General features: G+C 71.1%; 14 protein-coding genes and 1 pseudogene. 5 read left to right on the top strand and 10 right to left on the bottom strand.

Features of this window, described 5'->3' with window-relative positions; translation table 11 throughout:
• Window position 1 precedes the first annotated feature (1 nt).
• A complete protein-coding gene (locus Taqua_RS01825; RefSeq protein ID WP_143968419.1) occupies window positions 2–394 on the bottom strand; it encodes a VOC family protein in 393 nt (130 codons plus the stop codon).
• A 118-nt stretch (window positions 395–512) separates the two neighbouring features.
• Here Taqua_RS01825 and parC point away from each other — a divergent pair, with 118 nt between their 5' ends.
• Window positions 513–2,924, top strand: a complete 2,412-nt coding sequence (gene parC, locus Taqua_RS01820; RefSeq protein WP_144324327.1) for a DNA topoisomerase IV subunit A — start codon at window positions 513–515, stop codon at window positions 2,922–2,924.
• A gap of 28 nt (window positions 2,925–2,952) precedes the next feature.
• Here parC and Taqua_RS01815 read toward each other — a convergent pair whose 3' ends face one another.
• Window positions 2,953–3,423, bottom strand: a complete 471-nt coding sequence (locus tag Taqua_RS01815) for a RidA family protein (RefSeq protein ID WP_144324326.1) — start codon at window positions 3,421–3,423, stop codon at window positions 2,953–2,955.
• A 107-nt stretch (window positions 3,424–3,530) separates the two neighbouring features.
• Here Taqua_RS01815 and Taqua_RS01810 point away from each other — a divergent pair, with 107 nt between their 5' ends.
• The gene (locus Taqua_RS01810; RefSeq protein ID WP_144324325.1) at window positions 3,531–5,984 is read left to right on the top strand and encodes a DNA internalization-related competence protein ComEC/Rec2; all 2,454 of its coding nucleotides are present in this window, start codon (window positions 3,531–3,533) and stop codon (window positions 5,982–5,984) included.
• Here Taqua_RS01810 and Taqua_RS01805 read toward each other — a convergent pair.
• From Taqua_RS01805 to Taqua_RS01775, 8 genes and pseudogenes are all read right to left on the bottom strand, one after another.
• Window positions 5,918–7,777, bottom strand: coding sequence for an EAL domain-containing protein (locus Taqua_RS01805; protein ID WP_144324324.1), 1,860 nt, complete (start codon window positions 7,775–7,777; stop codon window positions 5,918–5,920). The genes Taqua_RS01810 and Taqua_RS01805 overlap by 67 nt on opposite strands.
• Before the next feature lie 65 nt (window positions 7,778–7,842).
• Window positions 7,843–8,292, bottom strand: a complete 450-nt coding sequence (locus Taqua_RS01800; RefSeq protein ID WP_144324323.1) for a DUF1850 domain-containing protein — start codon at window positions 8,290–8,292, stop codon at window positions 7,843–7,845.
• A 7-nt stretch (window positions 8,293–8,299) separates the two neighbouring features.
• Window positions 8,300–10,027: pseudogene (locus Taqua_RS01795) on the bottom strand (TRAP transporter permease); the annotation flags it as partial.
• 21 nt (window positions 10,028–10,048) lie between these two features.
• Window positions 10,049–10,363 carry a hypothetical protein gene (locus tag Taqua_RS13400; protein WP_246094577.1) on the bottom strand — a complete coding sequence of 105 codons (315 nt, stop codon included), beginning with the start codon at window positions 10,361–10,363 and terminating at the stop codon, window positions 10,049–10,051.
• A 7-nt stretch (window positions 10,364–10,370) separates the two neighbouring features.
• Window positions 10,371–11,330: a TAXI family TRAP transporter solute-binding subunit gene (locus tag Taqua_RS01790; RefSeq protein ID WP_144324322.1), complete on the bottom strand. Its 960-nt coding sequence runs from the start codon at window positions 11,328–11,330 to the stop codon at window positions 10,371–10,373.
• Between the two features lie 121 nt (window positions 11,331–11,451).
• Window positions 11,452–14,592: a transglutaminaseTgpA domain-containing protein gene (locus Taqua_RS01785; protein ID WP_246094576.1), complete on the bottom strand. Its 3,141-nt coding sequence runs from the start codon at window positions 14,590–14,592 to the stop codon at window positions 11,452–11,454.
• Entirely contained in the window at window positions 14,583–15,536 is a 954-nt protein-coding gene (locus tag Taqua_RS01780) for a DUF58 domain-containing protein (RefSeq protein WP_185969531.1), read from the bottom strand. Before Taqua_RS01780 ends, Taqua_RS01785 begins: the two co-directional genes overlap by 10 nt.
• 5 nt (window positions 15,537–15,541) lie before the next feature.
• Window positions 15,542–16,402, bottom strand: coding sequence for an AAA family ATPase (locus tag Taqua_RS01775; protein WP_246094575.1), 861 nt, complete (start codon window positions 16,400–16,402; stop codon window positions 15,542–15,544).
• Window positions 16,403–16,521: 119 nt separating this feature from the next.
• Here Taqua_RS01775 and Taqua_RS01770 point away from each other — a divergent pair, with 119 nt between their 5' ends.
• Genes Taqua_RS01770 through Taqua_RS01760 form a run of 3 tightly spaced genes read left to right on the top strand, consistent with a single transcriptional unit; the run spans window position 16,522 to window position 19,619 of the window.
• Entirely contained in the window at window positions 16,522–17,472 is a 951-nt protein-coding gene (locus tag Taqua_RS01770; RefSeq protein ID WP_144324320.1) for a histone deacetylase family protein, read from the top strand.
• Between the two features lie 33 nt (window positions 17,473–17,505).
• Window positions 17,506–18,306, top strand: coding sequence for an enoyl-CoA hydratase (locus tag Taqua_RS01765; RefSeq protein WP_144324319.1), 801 nt, complete (start codon window positions 17,506–17,508; stop codon window positions 18,304–18,306).
• Window positions 18,306–19,619 carry a mechanosensitive ion channel family protein gene (locus Taqua_RS01760; RefSeq protein WP_144324318.1) on the top strand — a complete coding sequence of 438 codons (1,314 nt, stop codon included), beginning with the start codon at window positions 18,306–18,308 and terminating at the stop codon, window positions 19,617–19,619. The genes Taqua_RS01765 and Taqua_RS01760 overlap by 1 nt, the downstream gene beginning before the upstream one ends.
• Window positions 19,620–19,764: the final 145 nt, after the last annotated feature.

The raw sequence follows: 19,764 nt of genomic DNA, 5'->3' as shown, positions 1-19,764 counted from the left end.
CTCACGCGGGCCGGTGCAGGGCGCACAGTTTGTTGCCGTCCGGGTCGCGCACATATGCCAGGTAGAGCGTGCCGCTGGGCCCGTGGCGCGGGCCGGGCGGGGCCTCGATGGAGGTGCCGCCGTGGGCCACGGCCACGTCGTGAAAGCGTTGCACCTGCTCGGGCGATTCGCATCTGAAGCCGATCGTCCCGCCGTTGGCGTACGTGGCGGGTTCGCCATTGATCGGTTGCGACACCCCGAAAGTGCCGCCCCCGTGGCGGTAGAACACCCGCTCATGACCGCTGGCGGCGGTGTTGCGGACGCCCGCGGGGGCCCCCAGCACGCCCAAGACGGCGTCGTAGAAGCGTTTGGCTCGGTCGATGTCGTTGGTGCCCACCATCACATGGCTGAACATATCGGAGGTCTCCTGTCGAAAAAGGGAATGACGCTGTCGCCCGCTATTGTCGGTCCCCCCCCGCGCACCGCGCGACGCGGGGCGGGGGAAAGGCCCCGGGGCGAGCGACAATCCGCACATGAGTCTAGACGTGTTGCCCCCTTCCGACCGGTCGCCCGCCGAGCCGGTGGTCGACCCCGACAGCCTGGCCGCGTACGCCCAACGCGCCTACCTGGAGTACGCTTTGAGCGTGGTGAAAGGCCGCGCGCTGCCCGATGTGTGCGACGGCCAAAAGCCCGTGCAGCGGCGCATCCTGTACGCGATGCAGCGCATGGGGCTGGGCTACAGCGGCCCGAATGCCAACACGCCCGCCAAGCCGGTCAAGAGCGCCCGCGTGGTGGGGGATGTGCTGGGCCGCTTCCACCCCCACGGCGACCAGGCCGCTTACGACGCGCTGGTGCGCATGGCGCAGGACTTCGCGCAGCGCTATCCACTCATCGACGGGCAGGGCAACTTCGGCAGCCGCGACGGCGACGGCGCTGCCGCCATGCGCTACACCGAAGCGCGCTTGAGCCGCATCAGCACCCTGCTGCTGGACGAGATCGACCAAGGCACGGTGGATTGGGTGCCCAATTACGACGGCTCCACCGAGGAACCGCGCCAGTTACCGGCCCGGTTGCCGTTCGTGCTGCTCAACGGCGCCAGCGGCATTGCCGTGGGCATGGCCACCGAGATCCCCAGCCACAACCTGCGCGAAGTGGCCGACGCCTGCGTGGCGCTGGTCAAAAACCCGCAACTGTCCGACGACGACCTGTTCGCCCTGCTACCGGGGCCGGACTACCCCGGTGGCGGCCAGATCATCAGCCCGACCGCCGACATCCACGACGCCTACCGCAGCGGCCGCGGCAGCCTGAAGGTGCGCGCGCGCTGGAAGATCGAAGACCTGGCCCGCGGCCAGTGGCAGCTGGTGGTGACGGAGCTTCCGCCCGGCGTCAGCGCGCAGAAGGTGCTGGAGGAAATCGAAGACATCACCAACCCCAAGGTCAAGGCCGGCAAGAAGGCGCTGACGCAGGAGCAGACGCAGCTCAAGGCCAGTGTGCTGGCCGTGCTCGATGGTGTGCGCGACGAGTCGAGCCAGATCGCGCCGGTGCGGCTGGTGTTGGAGCCACGCAGCAGCCGCGTCGGGCAAGCCGAGCTGATCGGCACGTTGTTGGCGCACACCAGCCTGGAGACGTCGGTACCGATCAACCTGACGGTGGTTGGAGGCGACGGCCGGCCAGTGTGCAAGCCGTTGCGCGCCATCCTGCAGGAGTGGATTGCGTTTCGGCAGCAGACCGTCGTGCGGCGTACCCAGCACCGGCTGCAACAGGTGCTCGACCGCATCCACATCCTCGAAGGCCGGCAGGCGGTGTTGCTCAACATCGACGAGGTCATCGCCATCATCCGCGCCAGCGACGAGCCCAAGCCGGCGCTGATGGAGCGTTTTCGCCTCAGCGAGCGCCAGGCCGACGACATCCTGGAAATCCGCTTGCGGCAGCTGGCGCGGCTGGAGGCGATCCGCATCGAGCAGGAGCTGCAGGCGCTGCGGGACGAGCAGCGCACGTTGCAGGAGGTGTTGGACGACCCGGCCAGCCTGCGGCGGCTGCTGGTGCGCGAAATCCGTGCCGACGCCGAGGCCTTTGGCGACGCGCGCCGCACGCTGATCCAACCCGAGCGGCGTGCCGTGGCCGAAGTCAAGGTGGTGGACGAGCCGGTGACTGTGGTCGTGTCGGCCAAGGGCTGGGTGCGCGCGCGCACCGGCCACGGGCACGACGCCGCCGGCTTTGCCTTCAAGGCCGGCGACCAGCTGTACGCCACGTTCGAGTGCCGCACGGTGGACACGCTGATCGTGTTGGGCAGCAACGGCCGCACCTACAGCGTGCCGGTGGCCAACCTGCCCAGCGCGCGCGGCGACGGGCAGCCGATCAGCACGCTGATCGAGCTGGAGCCGGGCACGCAGGCGGTGCACTTCCTGGCCGGCGCGCCCACCTCGATGTGGCTGTTGGCCGGCAGCGGCGGCTACGGCCTGCTGGCCACGGTGGAGGATCTGACCTCGCGCCTGAAGGCGGGCAAAGCCTTTTTGACGTTGGGTGAGGGTGAGCAGCCGTGTGTGCCAAGCCCCGTGCGCGGGCACGGGCGCTGCCAATGGGGCGGCGCCGACGGTGTGGTGGCGTTGCAGCGGCCCGCGCCCGAGCAGCCTTGGCCCGAGGCCAGCCACGTGTGCTGCGTGTCGCAGCAGGGGCGCATCCTGACCTTTGCGCTGGGCGAGCTGCGCCACCAACCGGCCGGTGGGCGCGGTCTGATGCTGCTCAGCCTGGAGAACGACGACCGCCTGGCCGGCGCAGCGGCCTACCGCCAATCGGTTGTGGTGGTCGGCACCGCCCGCGGCGGGCGCGCGCGCAGCGAGGTGCTGACGCAGCGCATGCTGGACAACGCCGCCGCGGCCCGTGCCCGCAAAGGGCGCGACGGGCGCTTTGGCTTCAAGCCCACGCAGGTGCTGCGGGCGGCTTGATGGCATTGCGCCGTCGCCGTAGGGCGACTCAGCGCAGCTCGGCGATCAATTCGATTTCCACGCAGGCGCCCAGCGGCAGCTGAGCCACGCCGAAGGCGCTGCGGGCGTGGGTGCCGACCTCGGGGCCGAACACCTGCTGCAGCAGCTCCGAGCAGCCGTTGGTCACCAGGTGCTGCTCGGTGTAGTGCGGGCCGGAGTTGACCAGGCTGAGCACCTTGACGACGCGCGCCACGCCGTCGAGGTCGGTGCCAGCGGCTTGGCAGGCGGCGTGCAGCGTGCCCAGCAGGTCCACCGCCACCGCGCGCGCTGCGGCCTTGCCTTCGTCGGTGCCCATCGTCACACCCAGCTGCCCGACCCAAGGCGCGCCGTCGCGCTTGGCGATGTGACCACTCAAAAACACCAACTTGCCGCTGCGCACAAACGGTACGTACGCCGCAGCCGGCACGGCCACCGGCGGCAAGGTGATGCCCAAGGTTTGCAAACGGGTGTAAACGCTCATCGCAGGCTCCTAATCGAGTCAGGGTTGGAGCGCCGCATTGTAGGCAGCCGCCACGGGCGGCTACACTGCCGCCATTGCAGACACCGCCGGGCGATGCCGCAGGGAGGATGGAACACCACAACCGCGATGCCACGTTGACGGCACACCGCGCCGCCTGGGTGCGGATGGCGTGGGTGCCGGTGCTGCTGGGCTGGGTGCTGGGCTGCGGCGCGCAGTTGCTGCAGTCGGGGCTGTGGTCGGCCGGGCATTACGCGGTGGCGGCTGCTGCTGGCGGCGTGGGATTGCTGTTGGCCGGTTGGCGGGCGCGTCCGGGCGGCTGGTGGATGGCGGCCGTGGCGGCGGCCGTGCTGGGCTGGGGTCAGGTCGGCTGGCGCGCGGCCGACATGGCGGGGCGGTTGTGGCCCGCGGCGCTGGACGGCAGCGTCTGGCAGGCCCGTTGGCAGGTGGTGGATCTGCCGCGTCAGCACCCCCATGGCCACGCCGTGCGGGTACAGGTGCTGGCGCTGCAGGCCGTGGGGTCCACGCCCGCGGCACCGCCTCCGTTGCCCATCGACGTTTGGCTGCACCAGCGCGATGACCGCACCCAAACCCCTGCCCCGTGGCCCGGGCAGATCTGGCAAGGCCAGCTGCGGTTGCGGCAGGTGCAGGGCAGCGCCAATCCCCGGGGCTTCGACGCGGCGGCCTGGGGCTGGCGTCAGGGTCTGGCCGCTCAGGCGACGACCGTGGGGGCGCCGGCGTGGGTGCGCGACGAGCCGTGGGCCTACCCGGTGGCGCGTGCCCGCGCTGCGGTGCGCGAATCCATGCGGCAGCGGCTGGCGCAACGCTTTGACGCCGCCACCGTGGGGCTGCTGGTGGCGCTGGTCACGGGCGACCAAGCCTCCATCCCGGCACCGGGTTGGGACGTGATCCGCGCCACCGGTGTGGCGCACCTGGTGGCGATCTCTGGGCTGCATGTGACGATGTTCGCGGCCGCCGCGGTGCTGGCGCTGGGGCGCCTGTGGCGCGCGTGGGGGCGGCGCCGGCCGACGCTGCTGTTGCGCTGGCCGGCCCCGACGGTGGCGGCGTCGGCAGGGCTGGCGCTGGCTACGGCCTACGCGGTGTTTGCGGGGTGGGGCATTCCGGCGCAACGCACGCTGCTGATGCTGGCCATCGTGTTGGGCTTGCGTCTGGGCGGTCGCTCCTGGCCGTGGCCGGTGACGTGGCTGACGGCGCTGGCGGCCGTGCTGCTGATCGACCCCTGGGCGTGGTTGCAAGCAGGGTTTTGGCTCAGCTTCGTTGCGGTGGCGGTGCTGTTCGGGCAGGGGTGGGACGTGCTGCTCGGTGCCGGCTGGGGCGAGCGCTGGCGTGCCGCGGCGCTGCAGCTGTGGCGCAGCCAATGGGTGGTGACGCTGGCGCTGGCGCCGCTGTTGTTGGCCTGGTTCGGCCAGGTGTCGCTGGTCGGGCTGCTGGCCAACCTGCTGGCGGTGCCGTGGGTGACGTGGGGTATCACGCCGTTGGCGCTGCTGGGGGTGGCTGTCCCTGTGGTGTTGGACGCGGCGGCGTGGTTGGCGCAGGCCCTGTGGTGGGCGCTGGAGCGCATGGCTGCATGGCCCGGGGCGGTATGGCACCGCCCCGTGGTGCCGTGGCCGCTGGCAGCGCTGGCAACCCTGGGTGCCTACGTGCTGGTGCAGCGCTGGCCGTGGTTGTGGCGCGCGTGGGGGGCGCTGCTGCTGTGGCCGGCGCTGGCCTGGCGCGTCCCGACCCCGGCGCCCGGCACCTTCGAAGTGCTGCTGCCGGACGTCGGGCAAGGCAGCGCCGCCATCGTGCGCACGGCGCGCCACACGCTGGTGTTCGACACCGGCCCACCGTTGGGCCAACGCAGCGCCGCCGAGCGCGTGCTGCTGCCGCAGCTGCGCGCGCTGGGGGCGCGGGTCGATGCCGTCGTCATCAGCCACGACGACAGCGACCACGCCAGCGGTGCTTCGCGGTTGTTTCAAGCGTGGCCGCGTGCCCAGCGTTGGCATTCGTCGCCCGCCGCCCTGGGTGACCCTACCGAGGTGCTGCCGTGCCGCGCCGGGGGGGCGTGGACGTGGGACGGGGTGCCGTTCACCTTCATCCATCCGCCGCCCGACGGTGTGCCGGCAGGCGACAACGAACGTTCATGCGTGCTGGTGGTGGGGCAGGGCGAGGCCGCGGCGGTCTTGCCGGGCGATATCCCTGCCACGGTCGAACAGGCTATCGTGGCGGCGTACCCGCGGCTGCGCGCAGGGCTGTTGGTGGCGGCGCACCACGGCAGCCGCACCTCCACCTCCGACGTCTGGCTGGATACGTTGCGGCCGCGCGTGGTGGCCATCCAGGCCGGGGCGGGCAACCGCTACGGTCACCCCCACCCGCAGGTGCTGCAGCGCGTGCAGGCGCGCGGCATCGACGTGGTCAGCACGCAGCGGTGTGGCGCCATCACGTGGCGCAGTGCCGCGCCGCGGCAGTGGGACTGCGCACGCGATGGGCGCGCTTTTTACTGGCAAGCGGGCGCAACAGCGCTGACGGCAGCCGTTCCTGCAGCGTCCGCCACAAGGGAATGAGCCGGCCCTTCACCCACGTCCGACAATATCTGGATGCCAACGTGGCCCTGCTTGGCGTGGTGCTTGGCCAGTGCGGCGGCGTTGGCCACCGCCTCGGCGCTGGCGTAGTGGGCAGGGTCGACTCGCACGACACCGACGCTGAGCGTCGTCAGTGGGTGAAAACGGCGCACGCCGTGGCGGTCTTCGGCCCAAATGCCCCCCGCCTGACGGGCGGTGGTTTCGTACAGCAGCGCTGCTTCGGTGTTGAACGTGTGCACCGCGCGCTCGATGCGGGCCAGCCAGTCGCCGCTTTGCATCAGCAGCACGAAGTCGTCACCGCCCACGTGCCCGACAAAGTCCAGCCGGGCGTCGCACACACCGGTCAAACAACGTGCCAGCAGGCGGATCATGCCATCGCCGCGCCAGTAGCCGTACTGGTCGTTGTACACCTTGAAATGGTTGAGGTCGGCGTAGCACGCCACAAACGGCTGGCCGTTGTGCAGCAGTCGCTCGATGTGTTGCGTGATGGGCACGTTGCCGGGCAGGGCGGTCAGGGGGTTGGCGTGGCGCGCGGCCTCGATGCGGGCCTCGGTGACCCGGCGCACCAGTTGTTCGCTGGTGCCCAAGCCTCGGTAGCGACCGTTTTCAGTGAGGATGAAGCCCTCGCGCAGGTAGCGCTGGTCGGGTGAGGTCAACACTTCGGTCAGGCGCTCCAGCGGGGTGTGGATTTCCACGCACAGCGGCTGGGTGTTGGCGTGCATGATGGCTGGGCGGCGCCCGTACAGCTCGCGAAAGTAGGGGTTGTGCAGCGATTCCTCCTGAAAGGTGTGCCGTGTGATCAGCCCCACCGGTCGCTGCTGATCGTCCAGCAGGGCCACCGATTCGAGGTCGTGGTGGCGCTGGAACAACTCCAGCACGTCTTGGTGGCTGGCGTGGCCGGGCAGGGCGGGAGCGGCGCGCAGCAGCGTGGCGGCGGTCAACCCGCGGTGGATCACGTGCGGCTCCTGCGGCAGCACCCAAATTTGACGTGACTGCAGGGCTTGCTGCACGTTGACGGGCAGCGCGCTGCACGGGGTGGGCAGTGGGCGGCCCAGCAAGTAGCCCTGTCCTAGCGTGAGGCCGAGGTCGCGCAGCACCATCAGCTCGTCCACCGTCTCGATGCCTTCGGCGATCAGTCGTGTGCCGAAGGTGTCGGCCAACTGCTGTAGCGCGCGGATGGTTTTGGTTTTGTCGCCGCTGCGGTGCACATCGCGCACAAAATATTTGTCGATCTTGACGTATTCGGGTCGCAGCTCAGCCCATAGGCGCAGGCTGGAGTGGCCGTCGCCAAAGTCATCCAGCGCCAGTGCGGCGCCAGCCGCCCGCCACCGTGCCAAGACGTCGCGCAGGGCGGCCAGGTCACGTACGCGCTCGTGCTCGGTCAGTTCCACCACTACGCCTGCCAGCGGCAAATCGGGTTGACCATGCGGGGTGTGCGCGGGCGCGTCGGTCCACGCGGCCAAGGCGTTGGCGCTCAGGTTGACAAACAGCAGCCCCAGCCCCGCGTGCCCTGCCTCGGTCGCAGCCAGCTGCACGCAGACGCGCTCCAGCTCCATCGCACAGCCCTCGCGGCGGGCGGCTGCAAACAAGTGGTCGGGGTTGCGCCACGCACAACCGGCAGGGGTGCGCACCAGGGCCTCGTGGCCGATGACGTCGTGGGTGGCGAGATCGAACAGCGGTTGCCAGTGCATCAGCAGCCGCCGCTCGCGCATCAACATCCAGACGGAGTGCGGGTCGCGCACGGGCGTGGGGGCGGGTACAGGCAACACCGTCATCGGTGCATCGGGCGTGGTTGCGACGTCCGCACTGTGCCACCCGGTGGTGACAGGCTCGTGACAGTTCAATCGGGGGCGCGGCACGCGCGCAGCCGCACCACCCCGCTGGTGGGCGGTGCCGCGCTGGGCAGCCAGCGGGTCAGGGGCGCGCAGCGGCCGTCCAGGCACAGGGTGTGGTCGGTGGCGTAGGCGCTGTGGGCCAAATGCAGCGCGGGCAAGCGCCGTTGGGGCGACCAGACGTACCACCCACCTTGCCAGCGGGCGTCGGGCGCGGGCTCCATGCCGGCGCCGCTGCCGCGCACGCGCGCGGCGGTGGCAAGCAACAACGGCGGCTCGTCGGACGCGCGGGGCAGTGCGTAGTCCTCCTCCCAGCGCACGCGCTCGATCGTGTGTTGCCACGCCAGCGTCAACGTCCCGGCGGGCCAGAGGGCTTCCCCAGCGTCGGGGTCGGGGCTGACCGGCGACGTCAGCAGCGCCGCGCTGGCGGCCCAGGCCACGCACAGTGCCCACGCCATGGCTGCCTCAGCGCGCGGTGGGGCGTGGCGCGGGCTGGCGCTGCCGCCAGCGGTGCCACAGCAGCAGCGCCGCCGCGGCGGCCAGGCCCAGCTCGTCGGTGATCGGCAGCGCCACCACCAACAGCGCCGCCGCCAGCAGCGCCCACACACGCTCCCACGCCTTCAGTGGCCCCCACAGGTAACCAATGGCGGCCATGCCCCACAGCCCAACGGCCACCAGCGCCTTGAACGTGACCCACGCCACGGCCACGGCGCCGCCTTCGCCTTGCAGCATCAACGCTGGGCTGTACACGGCCATGTAGGGCACGATAAAGCCGGCGATGGCCACCCGCACCGCCTGCAGGCTGATCAGCAGCCCGCGCTCGCGCGCGATCGGCGCCGCCGCAAACGCCGCCAGCGCCACGGGGGGCGTGAGGTCGGCCATGATGCCAAAGTAAAACACAAACATGTGGCTGACGATCAGCGGCACCCCCAGCTCCAGCAACACCGGCGCGGCCAGCGTGCTGGTGATGATGTAGTTGGGAATGGTGGGGATGCCCATGCCCAGCACCAGGCAGGTCAGCATCGTCAGCAGCAGCGCCAGCAACAGGTTGTCACGCCCCAGGCCGATCACATAGCCGCCCAGTTCGGCCGCCACGCCGGTGAGGTTGATGACGCCGATCAGAACCCCGACCAGCGCGCACGCCGAGGCCACCGGCAACGCATGCTGGGCGCCTTCGACCAGCGCCGCCAGCGCCTGGGCGCGCGCCTGCGCGCCGCTGCGCAGCACGTAGGTCAGCGCCACCAGTACCGCCGTGATAGCGAGAAACGTGCCCGCACCGAAGCGGAAAAAGCCGCTGCACGCCAACGCCAGCAGCACCCAGAACAACACCCGCAGCCCGCTGCCGCGCAGCCCCTGCATGACGGCGGCGCCGAAGATCAAAATCACCGTCAGCGCCAACCCAACGGTGCCGGAAAACATCGGCGTATAGCCGCCAAACAGCAGCGCCACCAGCGCCGCCAGCGGCAGCAGCAAAAACCAGCGTTCGTGCACCGCCGTCCACGGGTTGGGGCACTGGTCTTTGGGGAGCCCGTGCAGGCCACGCCGGCCAGCTTCCAGGTGCACCATCCAAAAGACAGTCACGAAGTACAGGATGGCCGGGATCAGCGCCGCTTGCACGATGGCGACGTAAGGGACATTGATCGTTTCGGCCATGATGAAGGCCACCGCCCCCATCACCGGCGGCATGATCTGCCCGCCCATGCTGGAGGTGGCCTCGACGCCGCCCGCGAAGGCTGGGCTGTAGCCAAAGCGCTTCATCAGCGGGATCGTGAACTGGCCGGTGGTAACGACATTGGCCACGCCCGAGCCGTTGATCGTGCCCATCAGGCCCGACGAGATCACCGCCACCTTGGCCGGCCCGCCGCGCGTGTGGCCGACCGTGCCCATGGCAAAGTCGGTGAACAGGCGCACCATGCCCGCCTGCTCCAAAAACGCGCCAAACAGAATGAACAAAAAGATGTAGGTCGATGACACGTAGGTGGGCGTGCCGTAGATCCCCTCGGTGCCAAAGCCCAGCGTGGCGATGAGCTGTTCCCAGTCGTAGCCGCGGTGCGCCAGCGGCCCGGGCAGGTGTTGGCCGAACGCCGCGTAAGCCAAAAACAGCGCGCAGATGACCGGCAGCCCCCAACCCATGACGCGCCGTGCCGCCTCGAACACCAGCGCGATGGCCACCGTGCCGACCAGCCCATCGGCGCCGGCAAGCTCACCGGCGCGTTAGGTGAGGTCGGCTTCGAACACCCACTGGTACAGCCCGGTGGCGATGCCGGCCAGGCCCAGTGCCCAGCCCAGCGCCAGGCCCAGGCGTTCCCGTGCGCCGCCACGCCCTTTGAGCGGTGGGTAGACGATAAAAATGAGCCACAGCACGAACCCGACGTGCAGCGCGCGGATGACCTGGCTGGACAGCGGGTGAAACGCCGCCATCGCCAACTGGAAGGTGCTGAACGCCAGCGCCACCCACACCACGGGCGAGCGCAAGCTTACCCGTGCCGGGGCGGGCGCCGTCGCCAGCGGGGCGGCGTGGTCCATCACGGTGCGTTCACTTCAGCAGGCCGACTTCGCGGTAGTAGCGCGCCGCGCCCGGGTGCAGCGGCACCGGCATGCTGGTTAGCGCATGCTCGCGCTTGATGGCGCGCGCGGCGTTGTGCGCGGCGTACAGCGTGTCGAGGTTGTCGAACATCGCCTTGGTCATGCGGTACACGGTCTCGTCGGGCACGCCGGCGTGGGTGACCAAAAAGTTGGGGATGGCCGCGGTGGGCACGTCGGTGGTTTGGCCGTGGTAGGTGTTGGCGGGGATCACGGCCGGCTGGTAAGCCGGATCACCAACCTTGGCCACGACCTCCGGCGGCACGGGGATGACGACGATCTTGATCGCCGTGGCCAGGTCGCGGATCGAGGCCACGCCCAGCCCGGCGGACTGCAGCGTGGCGTCGAGCTGGCGGTTTTTCATCAGCTCCACCGACTCGCCAAAGGGCAGGTACTCCACCTTGGCCAGGTCGCTGTACGACAGACCGGCGGCTTTGAAGATTGCGCGCGCGTTGAGCTCGGTGCCCGATCGCGCCGCGCCCACCGAGACGCGCTTGCCCTTGAAGTCGGCCAGCGTGCGGATGCCACTGTCGGCGTTGGCCACGATCTGGATGTAGTTGTTGTACAGCGCCGAGATGCCGCGCAGTTTGTCGAGTTTTCGCTTGAAGCCGGCCTCCTCGTTGCCCTTCCAGGCGTCGGACAGCGCATCGGCCAGCGTAAAGGCGGCCTCGCCGCGGCCGGCCTGCAACAGGTTGAGGTTTTCAGCCGAGGCGCGCGTGACCTGGGCGGTGGCGCGCACGTTGGGGATGTCCTTGGCGTAGATTTGCGACAGCGCCACACCGACCGGGTAGTACACGCCGCTTTGGCCGCCGGTGAGCACGTTGATGAACTGGGTCGATTGCGCGTGGACGCTGGCGGCCAGGAACGCAGCTCCCCACACGAGGGCACGGGTCAGACGACGCAGGGATCGCATGGTGGGTGTCTCCTTCGGCACGGATGGTTCTTGAGACGCCCATCGTACCGCGACCGCGGGTCCGCGAAGCTTGGGAAAACCCCCTCGCGTGTCACGCGGGTGGCAGCGCGCGCCACCGCCCTCAGGCGCGTCGCTGCCGTGCCACGGTCTCGCCCAGCTCCAGCACCGCCAGCGCGTAGTAGCTGGAGCGGTTGTAGCGCGTCAGCGCCCAAAAGTTTTGCGTGCCCAGCACGTAGGTGGGCGCGCCGCCCCCGGCGGCGGGATCGCCGTTGTGCAGCAGCACCAGTGCCAACGGGCCCGGGTGGCGCTGCGCCTCGGGGGGCAGCTCGGCGCCCAGCTCACGCAGTTGCGCCGCGGTGAACGTCGGGCGGATGTCCGGCGCCAGCAGCGTGCCCAACGCTTGCGGGTGGGTGGGTGGCGTGACGGCGTAGCGCACCGGCATGTCCTGCTGCCAGCCGTGCGCGGCCAAAAACGCCGCCACCGAGCCGATCGCATCCACCGGGCTGCCGATCAGGTCGACGCGGCCGTCGTCGTCGAAATCCACCGCGTGGGCCAGCCAGCTGCTCGGCATGAACTGGGGCCAGCCCATGGCGCCAGCGTAGCTGCCGCGCCAGGTGTCCGGCGGGATGCCGCTGTGGCGGGCCAGCCGCAGCAGCGCGCGCAGCTCGTCTTGGAACATGGCCTGCCGCTGCGCGGCGCGTGGATGCTCGGGCGGGAAGTCCAGCGCCAGCGTGGCCAACACGTCCAACACCCGGTGCTGGCCGAGGTGGCGGCCGTACAGCGTCTCGACGCCGATGATGCCGACCACCACGTGCGCGGGCACGCCCCAGCGTGCTTCGGCGCGCGCCAGCGCCTCGGCGTGCGCGGCCCAAAACGCCACGCCGGCGGCGATGCGCCGGGGCTCGACAAACCGCGCCCGGTAGGCGGCCCAGTTGGGGTAGGCGGTGGCCGGGGGCGGGGTGTTGAGCGCGCGCGAGCGGGCGTCGGGCTGGGCGCGTGGTAGCCACTGCTGCGCCCAGCCGTCGTCCCAGCCTTCGGCGCGGTCGATCGACACCGCCAGCGCACGCAGCGCGGCTTCGTCCCACCCCGCGCTGGTGCGCGCCGGTTGGGCGTGCGGCTCATCCAGCGGCAACGCGGCCGCCAGCGCCATGCCCAGCAGCCAGCGCCCCGCCGCACGCCGCGTGGGCGCGCGCGCGGTCAAGGCGGGCAGATCGCGCAGACGTTGGCGCAGCGCACGCTGTTCGCCAGCAGGAAGGGATGCGGCCATGGCCGGATCGTAGCGCAAGGCCTCCAGTTGCAGCAGCGCGGCTTCCCATGCTCGGGCGGTGGCTTCGGGCACCCCCGGGTGACGGCGCACCGCCGTCGCCAGCGCCCGCGGGGTGAGTGGCTGCGGGGGCACCACACCTGCCGCGGCGGCGCGCTGGGCGGCCAGCCGAAGCCACCGTTGCCAGGGGTCGGCGCGGCGCGGGCGCAGCGGCCACAGCAGCCAGGCCACCGCCACCACGGCCGCCAGCCCCAGCACCGCACCCAGCGCGCGCAGCGCGTCGCGCCAGTCCTGCGCCGACCAGCCCAGGCGTTGCAGCAATTGCAGCTGGCGCGTGGGGCCGTAGTCGAGCACCCATTCGTTCCAGCGCTGGTTGGTGGCATCCCACCAGGCGCGCGCCAACTGCAACAAGCGCGGATCGACCTGCACCACGGCGCGCGCCAGCGGCCCCGGCGGGGGCTGCAGCCGGACCCCTGCGGCGGTGCGCGACGGCGCCACCCAGGCGGTGGGGTCGATGCGTGTCCACCCTTGGGCCGGCAGCCACACTTCGGCCCAGGCGTGGGCGTCGCTGTGGCGCACGGTCCACAGGCCATCGACGGGGTTGAATTCGCCGCCCTGGTAGCCGGTGACGATGCGCGCTGGGATGTCCAGCGCACGCAGCGCAACGACAAACGCCGAGGCGATGTGCTCGCAAAACCCGGCCTTGCGGTCGAACCAGAACTCGTCGGCGCTGTGCGGCCCGTAGACGCCCGGCTCCAGCGTGTAGCGGTAGCCGCCGTCGCGTAGGCGCTGCAGCAACGCGGCCACCAGCGCCGCGGGTTCGGGGTCGCCCAGCTCGCGGCGCAGGGCTTGCGCCCACGCCAGCGTGCGCGGGTTGTAGCCGGGCGGCAGCTCGCGGTCGACCTGCAACGCCAGCCGGTCGGCCTGCGCGCCCCAGGCCACGTCGGTGTGGGCCTGGGCGTCGTAGCGCAGCACGTCGGTGATGGGGGCGGGCAGCCACCAGGCGCCGTCGGGGGCGGTCAGCGGCGCTGCGTGGGGGGCGCCACCCTGCACCTGGGGGGCACGCAACGTGTGCTCCAGCGCCGGCAGCCATGGGCGCTGCGTGGGCTCCAGCGTGACACGGTAGCGCAGTGGCGGCCCGGCGGCCGTGCGCGTCACCGCGGTGTCGGCGTGCACCCACGCGGCGTCCACCACCGGCGCGGCCTGCGGTCCGTGCAGCGGTCGCCACTGTTGGCCGTCGAACACGCGCAGCACCGGCCCCCGGAAGTACAGCGCCTGCACGGGCGGCGCGCCGTCGGGGAACGCCACGCGCAGCGCGACGCGGTCATCCAGCGCCAGGCGCGCCACGTCGCCCACGCGCATCTGGCCCGACAGACCGCTGCGGCCCAGCGTGCTGTCCAGCGGCAGGCCCCACAGCGGCGGCAGGCGCGGAAACAGCGCGAACAGCACCACCATCAGCGGTGTGCCCAGCAGCATCAGGCGCGCTGCGGTGCGGGCGGCGTCACCCACCGGCACCGCGCCGACCGGACGGCGCGCCAGCACCAGCGCCGTCAGCAGCCCCCATACCGCAACGGCCACGCCCAGCGCCATCGGCAGCGCCTGCGAGCGCAGCAGCGGCGTCAGCAACGCAAAAAAGGCCAGAAAAAACAGCACCCAGGCGTCGCGCCGCGCGCGCAGCTCGAGCGTTTTGAGCGCCAGCAACACCACCACCAGGGTGACGCCGGCGTCCGGGCCCAGCAGCGTGCGGTGCTGCGCGACGGTGGCGGCCAGCGCCGCCACGCTCAGTCCCGCCCGCCACGGCCAACCGGGCAGGGGACGCTGGCGCCAGGCCAGCCAGCCGCGCCACAGCAGCAGCGCGGCGCCCAGCGCGCTGGCCCACAGCGGCACGTGACCCAGCAACAGCGCCTGAACCCAGGCCAGCACGGCCAACAGCAGCAGGGTGTCGCGCACCTCGCGCGGGCGCTTGGCCAGTGCACGAAGGCCGCGCGTCAGTGGCATGCCAGCACCTCCAGACAGCGGCGCCGGTGCTCGGGGCCGCGCCCCGGCGGGACCGTGATACCGCCCACGCGCAGGCCGTAACGCCCGCCTGAGCGCTCGGCCTGCAGCACCCAGGCGCACAGGCGGGCGCGGCGGCGCTCGACGTCCGGCAGCGCGCAGTCGGCCTCGTCCAACCAGCGCTCGGGGCCGTCGGCGTCGGGGCGGGACGTGCGCACCCACCACCGGGTGGGGTCATCGTCCACCTGGGCGGCTTTTTTCCACAGCACTTGGCGCGCCGAGTCGCCCGCGTGCCACGGGCGCACGTCGTCGGGCCAGCCGGTGGCACAGGCGCCGCCATGGGCGCTGGCGGACCCGGCGCCGCTCGGTGTCAGCGGGGGCGGTGGGGCGTCCGGTTCCGGCGCGGGGTAGACCAGGATGTCGGAGGCGGGGCGCCACCAGCTCCACACGCGGCATACCCCGAGCGGGTAGCGGGTGGCGACGCGCACCAGGGGCGCAGGCTGCCAGCCGCGGCGCGGCGGTACCCACGGCACCTCGATGGCCACCTCGGGGTCGACGAGGTCCTGCGGCACGGCGGGCGGGCCGCCCAGGGCGTCGACCTCCACCGCCCAGCGCGGCCGTTGGGCGCCCGTCACGCGCACCGTCAGCGTCGCGGGCTGGCCGGCCCAGGCGTCGCGCGCGTCGCCCAGCGTCAGCGTCAGGCCGCGCATGTTGGCGTGAGCGCTCCACACCGCCGCGGCGGCGCTGCCAGCCAGCATGAAGGTCAGCGCGTAGCCCAGGTTGAGCTGAAAATTGATGCTGCCCACCAGCAGCAGCGTCAGGGTCAGCGTCAGCATCCACCCTGGCCGCGTCGGCAGCACGTACAGCGTGCGGTGGGTGAGCCGGTGCGCCGGCGTGCGCGGCAGCCGCCCCAGCCACCACACACGCCAGCCGCGCACGCCATCCATGGCGGTCATCCCAGCTCCTGCTGCAGCGCGCGCAGCAGCGCGGCGCTGTCGTGCGCCACGCCCGGGGCCGGGCGCAGCCGGTGGGCCGCCACCGGCACGACCACGGCGTACAGGTCGTCCGGGGCCACGTAAGCGCGCCCCTGCAGCAGCGCGTACGCGCGCGCCGCGCGCAGCAGCGCCAAGCCAGCGCGCGGGCTGAGCCCCTGCGCAAAGCGGCCGCCGCTGCGCGTGGCGTGCAGCAGCGCCTGCAGGGTGTCGAGCAGCGCGTCGGCCACGCCGACGGCGGCCGCCGCGTGCTGCAGCGCGCGCAGGCCCGCCGCGTCGGTCAACGCCGGCAGGGTGCTGAGCAGCTCGCGCCGGTCTTGCCCGCGCAGCAGCGCGCGTTCGGCCGCAGCGTCGGGGTAGCCAAGCGACAGCCGCATCAAAAAGCGGTCCAACTGCGATTCGGGCAGCGGTTGCGCGCCCACCTGCTCCAGCGGGTTTTGGGTCGCGATGACGAAAAACGGCTGCGGCAGTGGGTGCGTGACGCCGTCGACCGTGACCTGGCGTTCCTCCATTGCTTCCAGCAGCGCGCTTTGCGTGCGCGGGCTGGCGCGGTTGATTTCGTCGGCCAGCAGCACGTCGGCAAACACCGGTCCGGGGTGGAAGACAAAGCTGCGCCGCTCGCGGTCCCACACCGAGGCGCCGACGACGTCACTGGGCAGCAAATCGGCCGTGAACTGCACCCGCGCCAGACGCAGGCCTAACGTACGCGCCAGTGCCTGCGCCAGCGTGGTCTTGCCGACGCCGGGCACGTCCTCGATCAGCAGGTGGCCGTCGGCCAGCAGGCAGGTCAGCGCTTGGCGCACCACCTCGTCCTTGCCCAAAACGACCGTGGTAAGCTACTGCTGCAGCGCGTCGATCAGCGGTTGTGGTGACGTCATGGTAGGGTGACGATACCGCAAGGGCGGCGCGCCCGGCATCACCACCCGAGGCAGACCCCACGATGAAACCGACCGGCTACTTCACCCATCCCGCTTGCGCCCGCCACGACATGGGACCGGGGCACCCGGAATGCCCCCAGCGGCTGGGTGCGATCGAGGACCGGTTGCTGATCACCGGGGTGCTGGACGCGCTGGCGCAGCGCACCGCGACACTGGCGTCGGTGGCGGAGCTGGAGCTGGCGCATGACCGGCTGCACGTGGCGGCCTTACGTGGTTTGGCCGACGAGCTGCGCGACAACGTGCAGGCCGGTGGCCCGACGCATCTGGCGCTGGACCCCGACACGGCGCTGGGCCTGCACACGTGGGAGGCGGCGCTGGCCGCGGCAGGCGCGGCCATCGACGCCGCCGAGGCGGTGGTCAACGGCGAGCTGGCCAATGCCTTCTGCGCCGTGCGCCCGCCGGGCCACCATGCCTGCCGCAACCGGGCGATGGGATTCTGCTTCTTCAACAACGTGGCGGTGGCGGCCAAGTACGCGCTGGCGCGCCTGGGGCTGCAGCGCGTGGCGATCGTCGACTTCGACGTGCACCACGGCAACGGGACGGAGGACATCGTCGCCGGCGACGAGCGCATCCTGATGTGCAGCTTTTACCAACACCCGCACTACCCGGAGTGGGACCACCGCGACGACGCCAACCTGGTCAATGTGCCCGTGCCGGCCTACACCCGTGGCATGGAAGTGCGTGAGCTCATCGAGATGATGTGGCTGCCGCGGCTGGAGGCGCACCGCCCGCAGCTGATCCTGATCAGCGCCGGCTTCGACGCCCACCGCGAGGACGACCTCGGCCAGCTTGCGCTGGTGGAGCAGGACTACGTCTGGATCACGCAGCGGCTGATGGACGTGGCGCGCCGCCATGCCAAGGGCCGCATCGTCAGCGTGCTGGAGGGCGGCTACAACCTCAGCGCGCTGGCGCGCAGCGTCGAGGCGCACGTGCGCACGCTGGCCGACCTGTGACGGCGAACGCCTCCGTAACGAGGAGACCTACCCATGTCGATGAGCGAGCAAGAGCCCATCTTGTTGCACCAGCGTGATGCGCGCGGCGTGCACACCCTCACGCTCAACACCCCCAAGACTTTCAACGCGCTCAGCGAGGCGATGCTGGCGGCGCTGTCGGCCAAGCTGGACGAGGTGGCGGCCGACGAAGCCGGGCGCGTGCTGGTCATCGCGGCGGCGGGCAAAGCGTTTTGCGCCGGGCACAACCTCAAGGAAATGCGCGCCAACCCCAGCCTGGCGTACTACCAGCAGTTGTTTGCCCAGTGCTCGCGCATGATGCTGCAGATCCAGCGCCTGCCGGTGCCGGTGATCGCGCGCGTGCAGGGGCTGGCCACCGCGGCCGGTTGCCAGCTGGTGGCGCAGTGCGACCTGGCGGTGGCGGCGCAGGAGGCGCGCTTCGGTGTCAACGGCATCGACGTGGGGCTCTTTTGCGCCACGCCCAGCGTGCCGCTGGTGCGCAACGTACCCACCAAGGTGGCGATGGAAATGCTGTTGACGGGCGAATTCATCGGCGCGCACGAGGCGCACGCGCGCGGTCTGGTCAACCGCGTGGTGCCGCTGGAGGCGCTGGACGCCGAGGTCGAGCGGCTGGTGACGTCGATCCTGGCCAAGCCGCGTGCGGCCATCGCGATGGGCAAAGCGGTGTTTTACCAGCACCGGGAGACCGGCATCGAAGCCGCCTACCAGTTGGCCGGGCAGACGATGGCGTGCAACATGATGCACGAGGTGGCGCAGGAAGGCGTGCAGGCGTTCGTCGAAAAACGCGCCCCGGCGTGGCGCAGCGGGGGGGTGTGATGGCGCGCTCGCCGGTTCCGCTGGACGATCTGCAGGCGTGGCTGCGCGCCTTTGCCCAACCCGGCGCGCTGCTGGAGCTGGGCGTGCTGGCGCTGGCAGGGGCGCTGGCGTGGTTGGCAGTGCGCGGGTTGCAGCGCGCGTTCAACCCGGATGCCGAGCGCTCGATCTGGTTTGGCCGCCGCGGCATCGACGGCGTGCTGTTTCCGCTGCTGTGGCTGGTGCTGGCTTACGCCGGGCGGACGCTGACGGCGATGTGGGTGCCGCGTGCGGTGTGGAGCGTGGCCATCCCCGCGCTGATCGCGCTGGTGGCGATTCGGGTCGGCGTCAAGGTGCTGGAGGTGGCGTTTCGCGACGCGCCCTGGCTGCGCCCGGTGGAGCGGTCGCTGTCGTGGCTGGCGTGGCTGGCGGCAGTGGCTTGGATCACCGGGTTGCTGCCGGTGGTGCTGGCCGAGCTGGACCAGATCCACTGGAAGCTGGGCGGCAGCACGGTGTCGGTGCGCACGCTGCTGGAAGGCGCGCTGTCGGCTGCGGTGGTGCTGATCGTGGCGTTGTGGGTGTCGTCGGCCATCGAGGCGCGGCTGCTGCGCGACGCCAGCGGCGAGTCGCTGTCGCTGCGCAAGGTCGCCAGCAACGCCACACGGGCGTTGTTGCTGTCCGTCGGGTTGATGCTGGCGCTATCGGCAGTGGGCATCGACCTGACGGCGCTGTCGGTGTTGGGTGGCGCCATCGGCGTGGGCATCGGCTTTGGCCTGCAAAAACTGGCCGCCAACTACGTCAGCGGCTTTGTCATCCTGACCGAGCGCAGCATGCGCATCGGCGACATGGTGCGCCTCGACGCCTTCGAAGGCGTGGTGGCCGACATCAAGGCACGCTACACGGTCATCCGCGCCGTCAGCGGGCGCGAGTCCATCGTGCCGAACGAGATGCTGATCACGCAGCGGGTGGAAAACCTGTCTCTGTCCGACCCGCGCGTGTGGCAGTCCACGGTGGTCAGCGTCGCCTACGACAGCGACGTCGACCTGGTGCGGCGGCTGCTGGAACAGGCGGCGCTGGAGCAGCCGCGTGTACTGCGTGACCCCGCGCCGCTGGCGGCGCTGTCGGCCTTCGGCGCCGACGGGCTGGAGTTCACGCTGGGCTACTGGATCGCCGACCCGGAAAACGGCCAGCTCGGGCTGCGCTCGGCCATCAACCTGCGCATCTTGGCGCTGCTGCGCGAGCACGGGGTGGAGATCCCTTACCCGCAACGCGTGCTGCACCTGCGCGGCGCGCCCGCTGCGGTCGTCGCGCAGGCGACGGATGCGGGCGCGGGGTAGGGCTTGTGGCGCGCAGAGGCTGTGCCTATAATCGCCAAAAATCGAACGATCGTTCGTTTTTTGTGGTCCCGGCGCCGCCGGGGCCCGTACAATGGGGTCCGGGTTGACGTTGACGTTGACGTAAACGTCAACCATGGCATACACG

Source organism: Tepidimonas aquatica (genome assembly GCF_007556585.1).
Lineage (GTDB): Bacteria > Pseudomonadota > Gammaproteobacteria > Burkholderiales > Burkholderiaceae_C > Tepidimonas > Tepidimonas aquatica.
The sequence above is the reverse complement of the archived record's forward strand: the minus strand, read 5'-3'. Positions and strand labels throughout refer to the sequence as shown.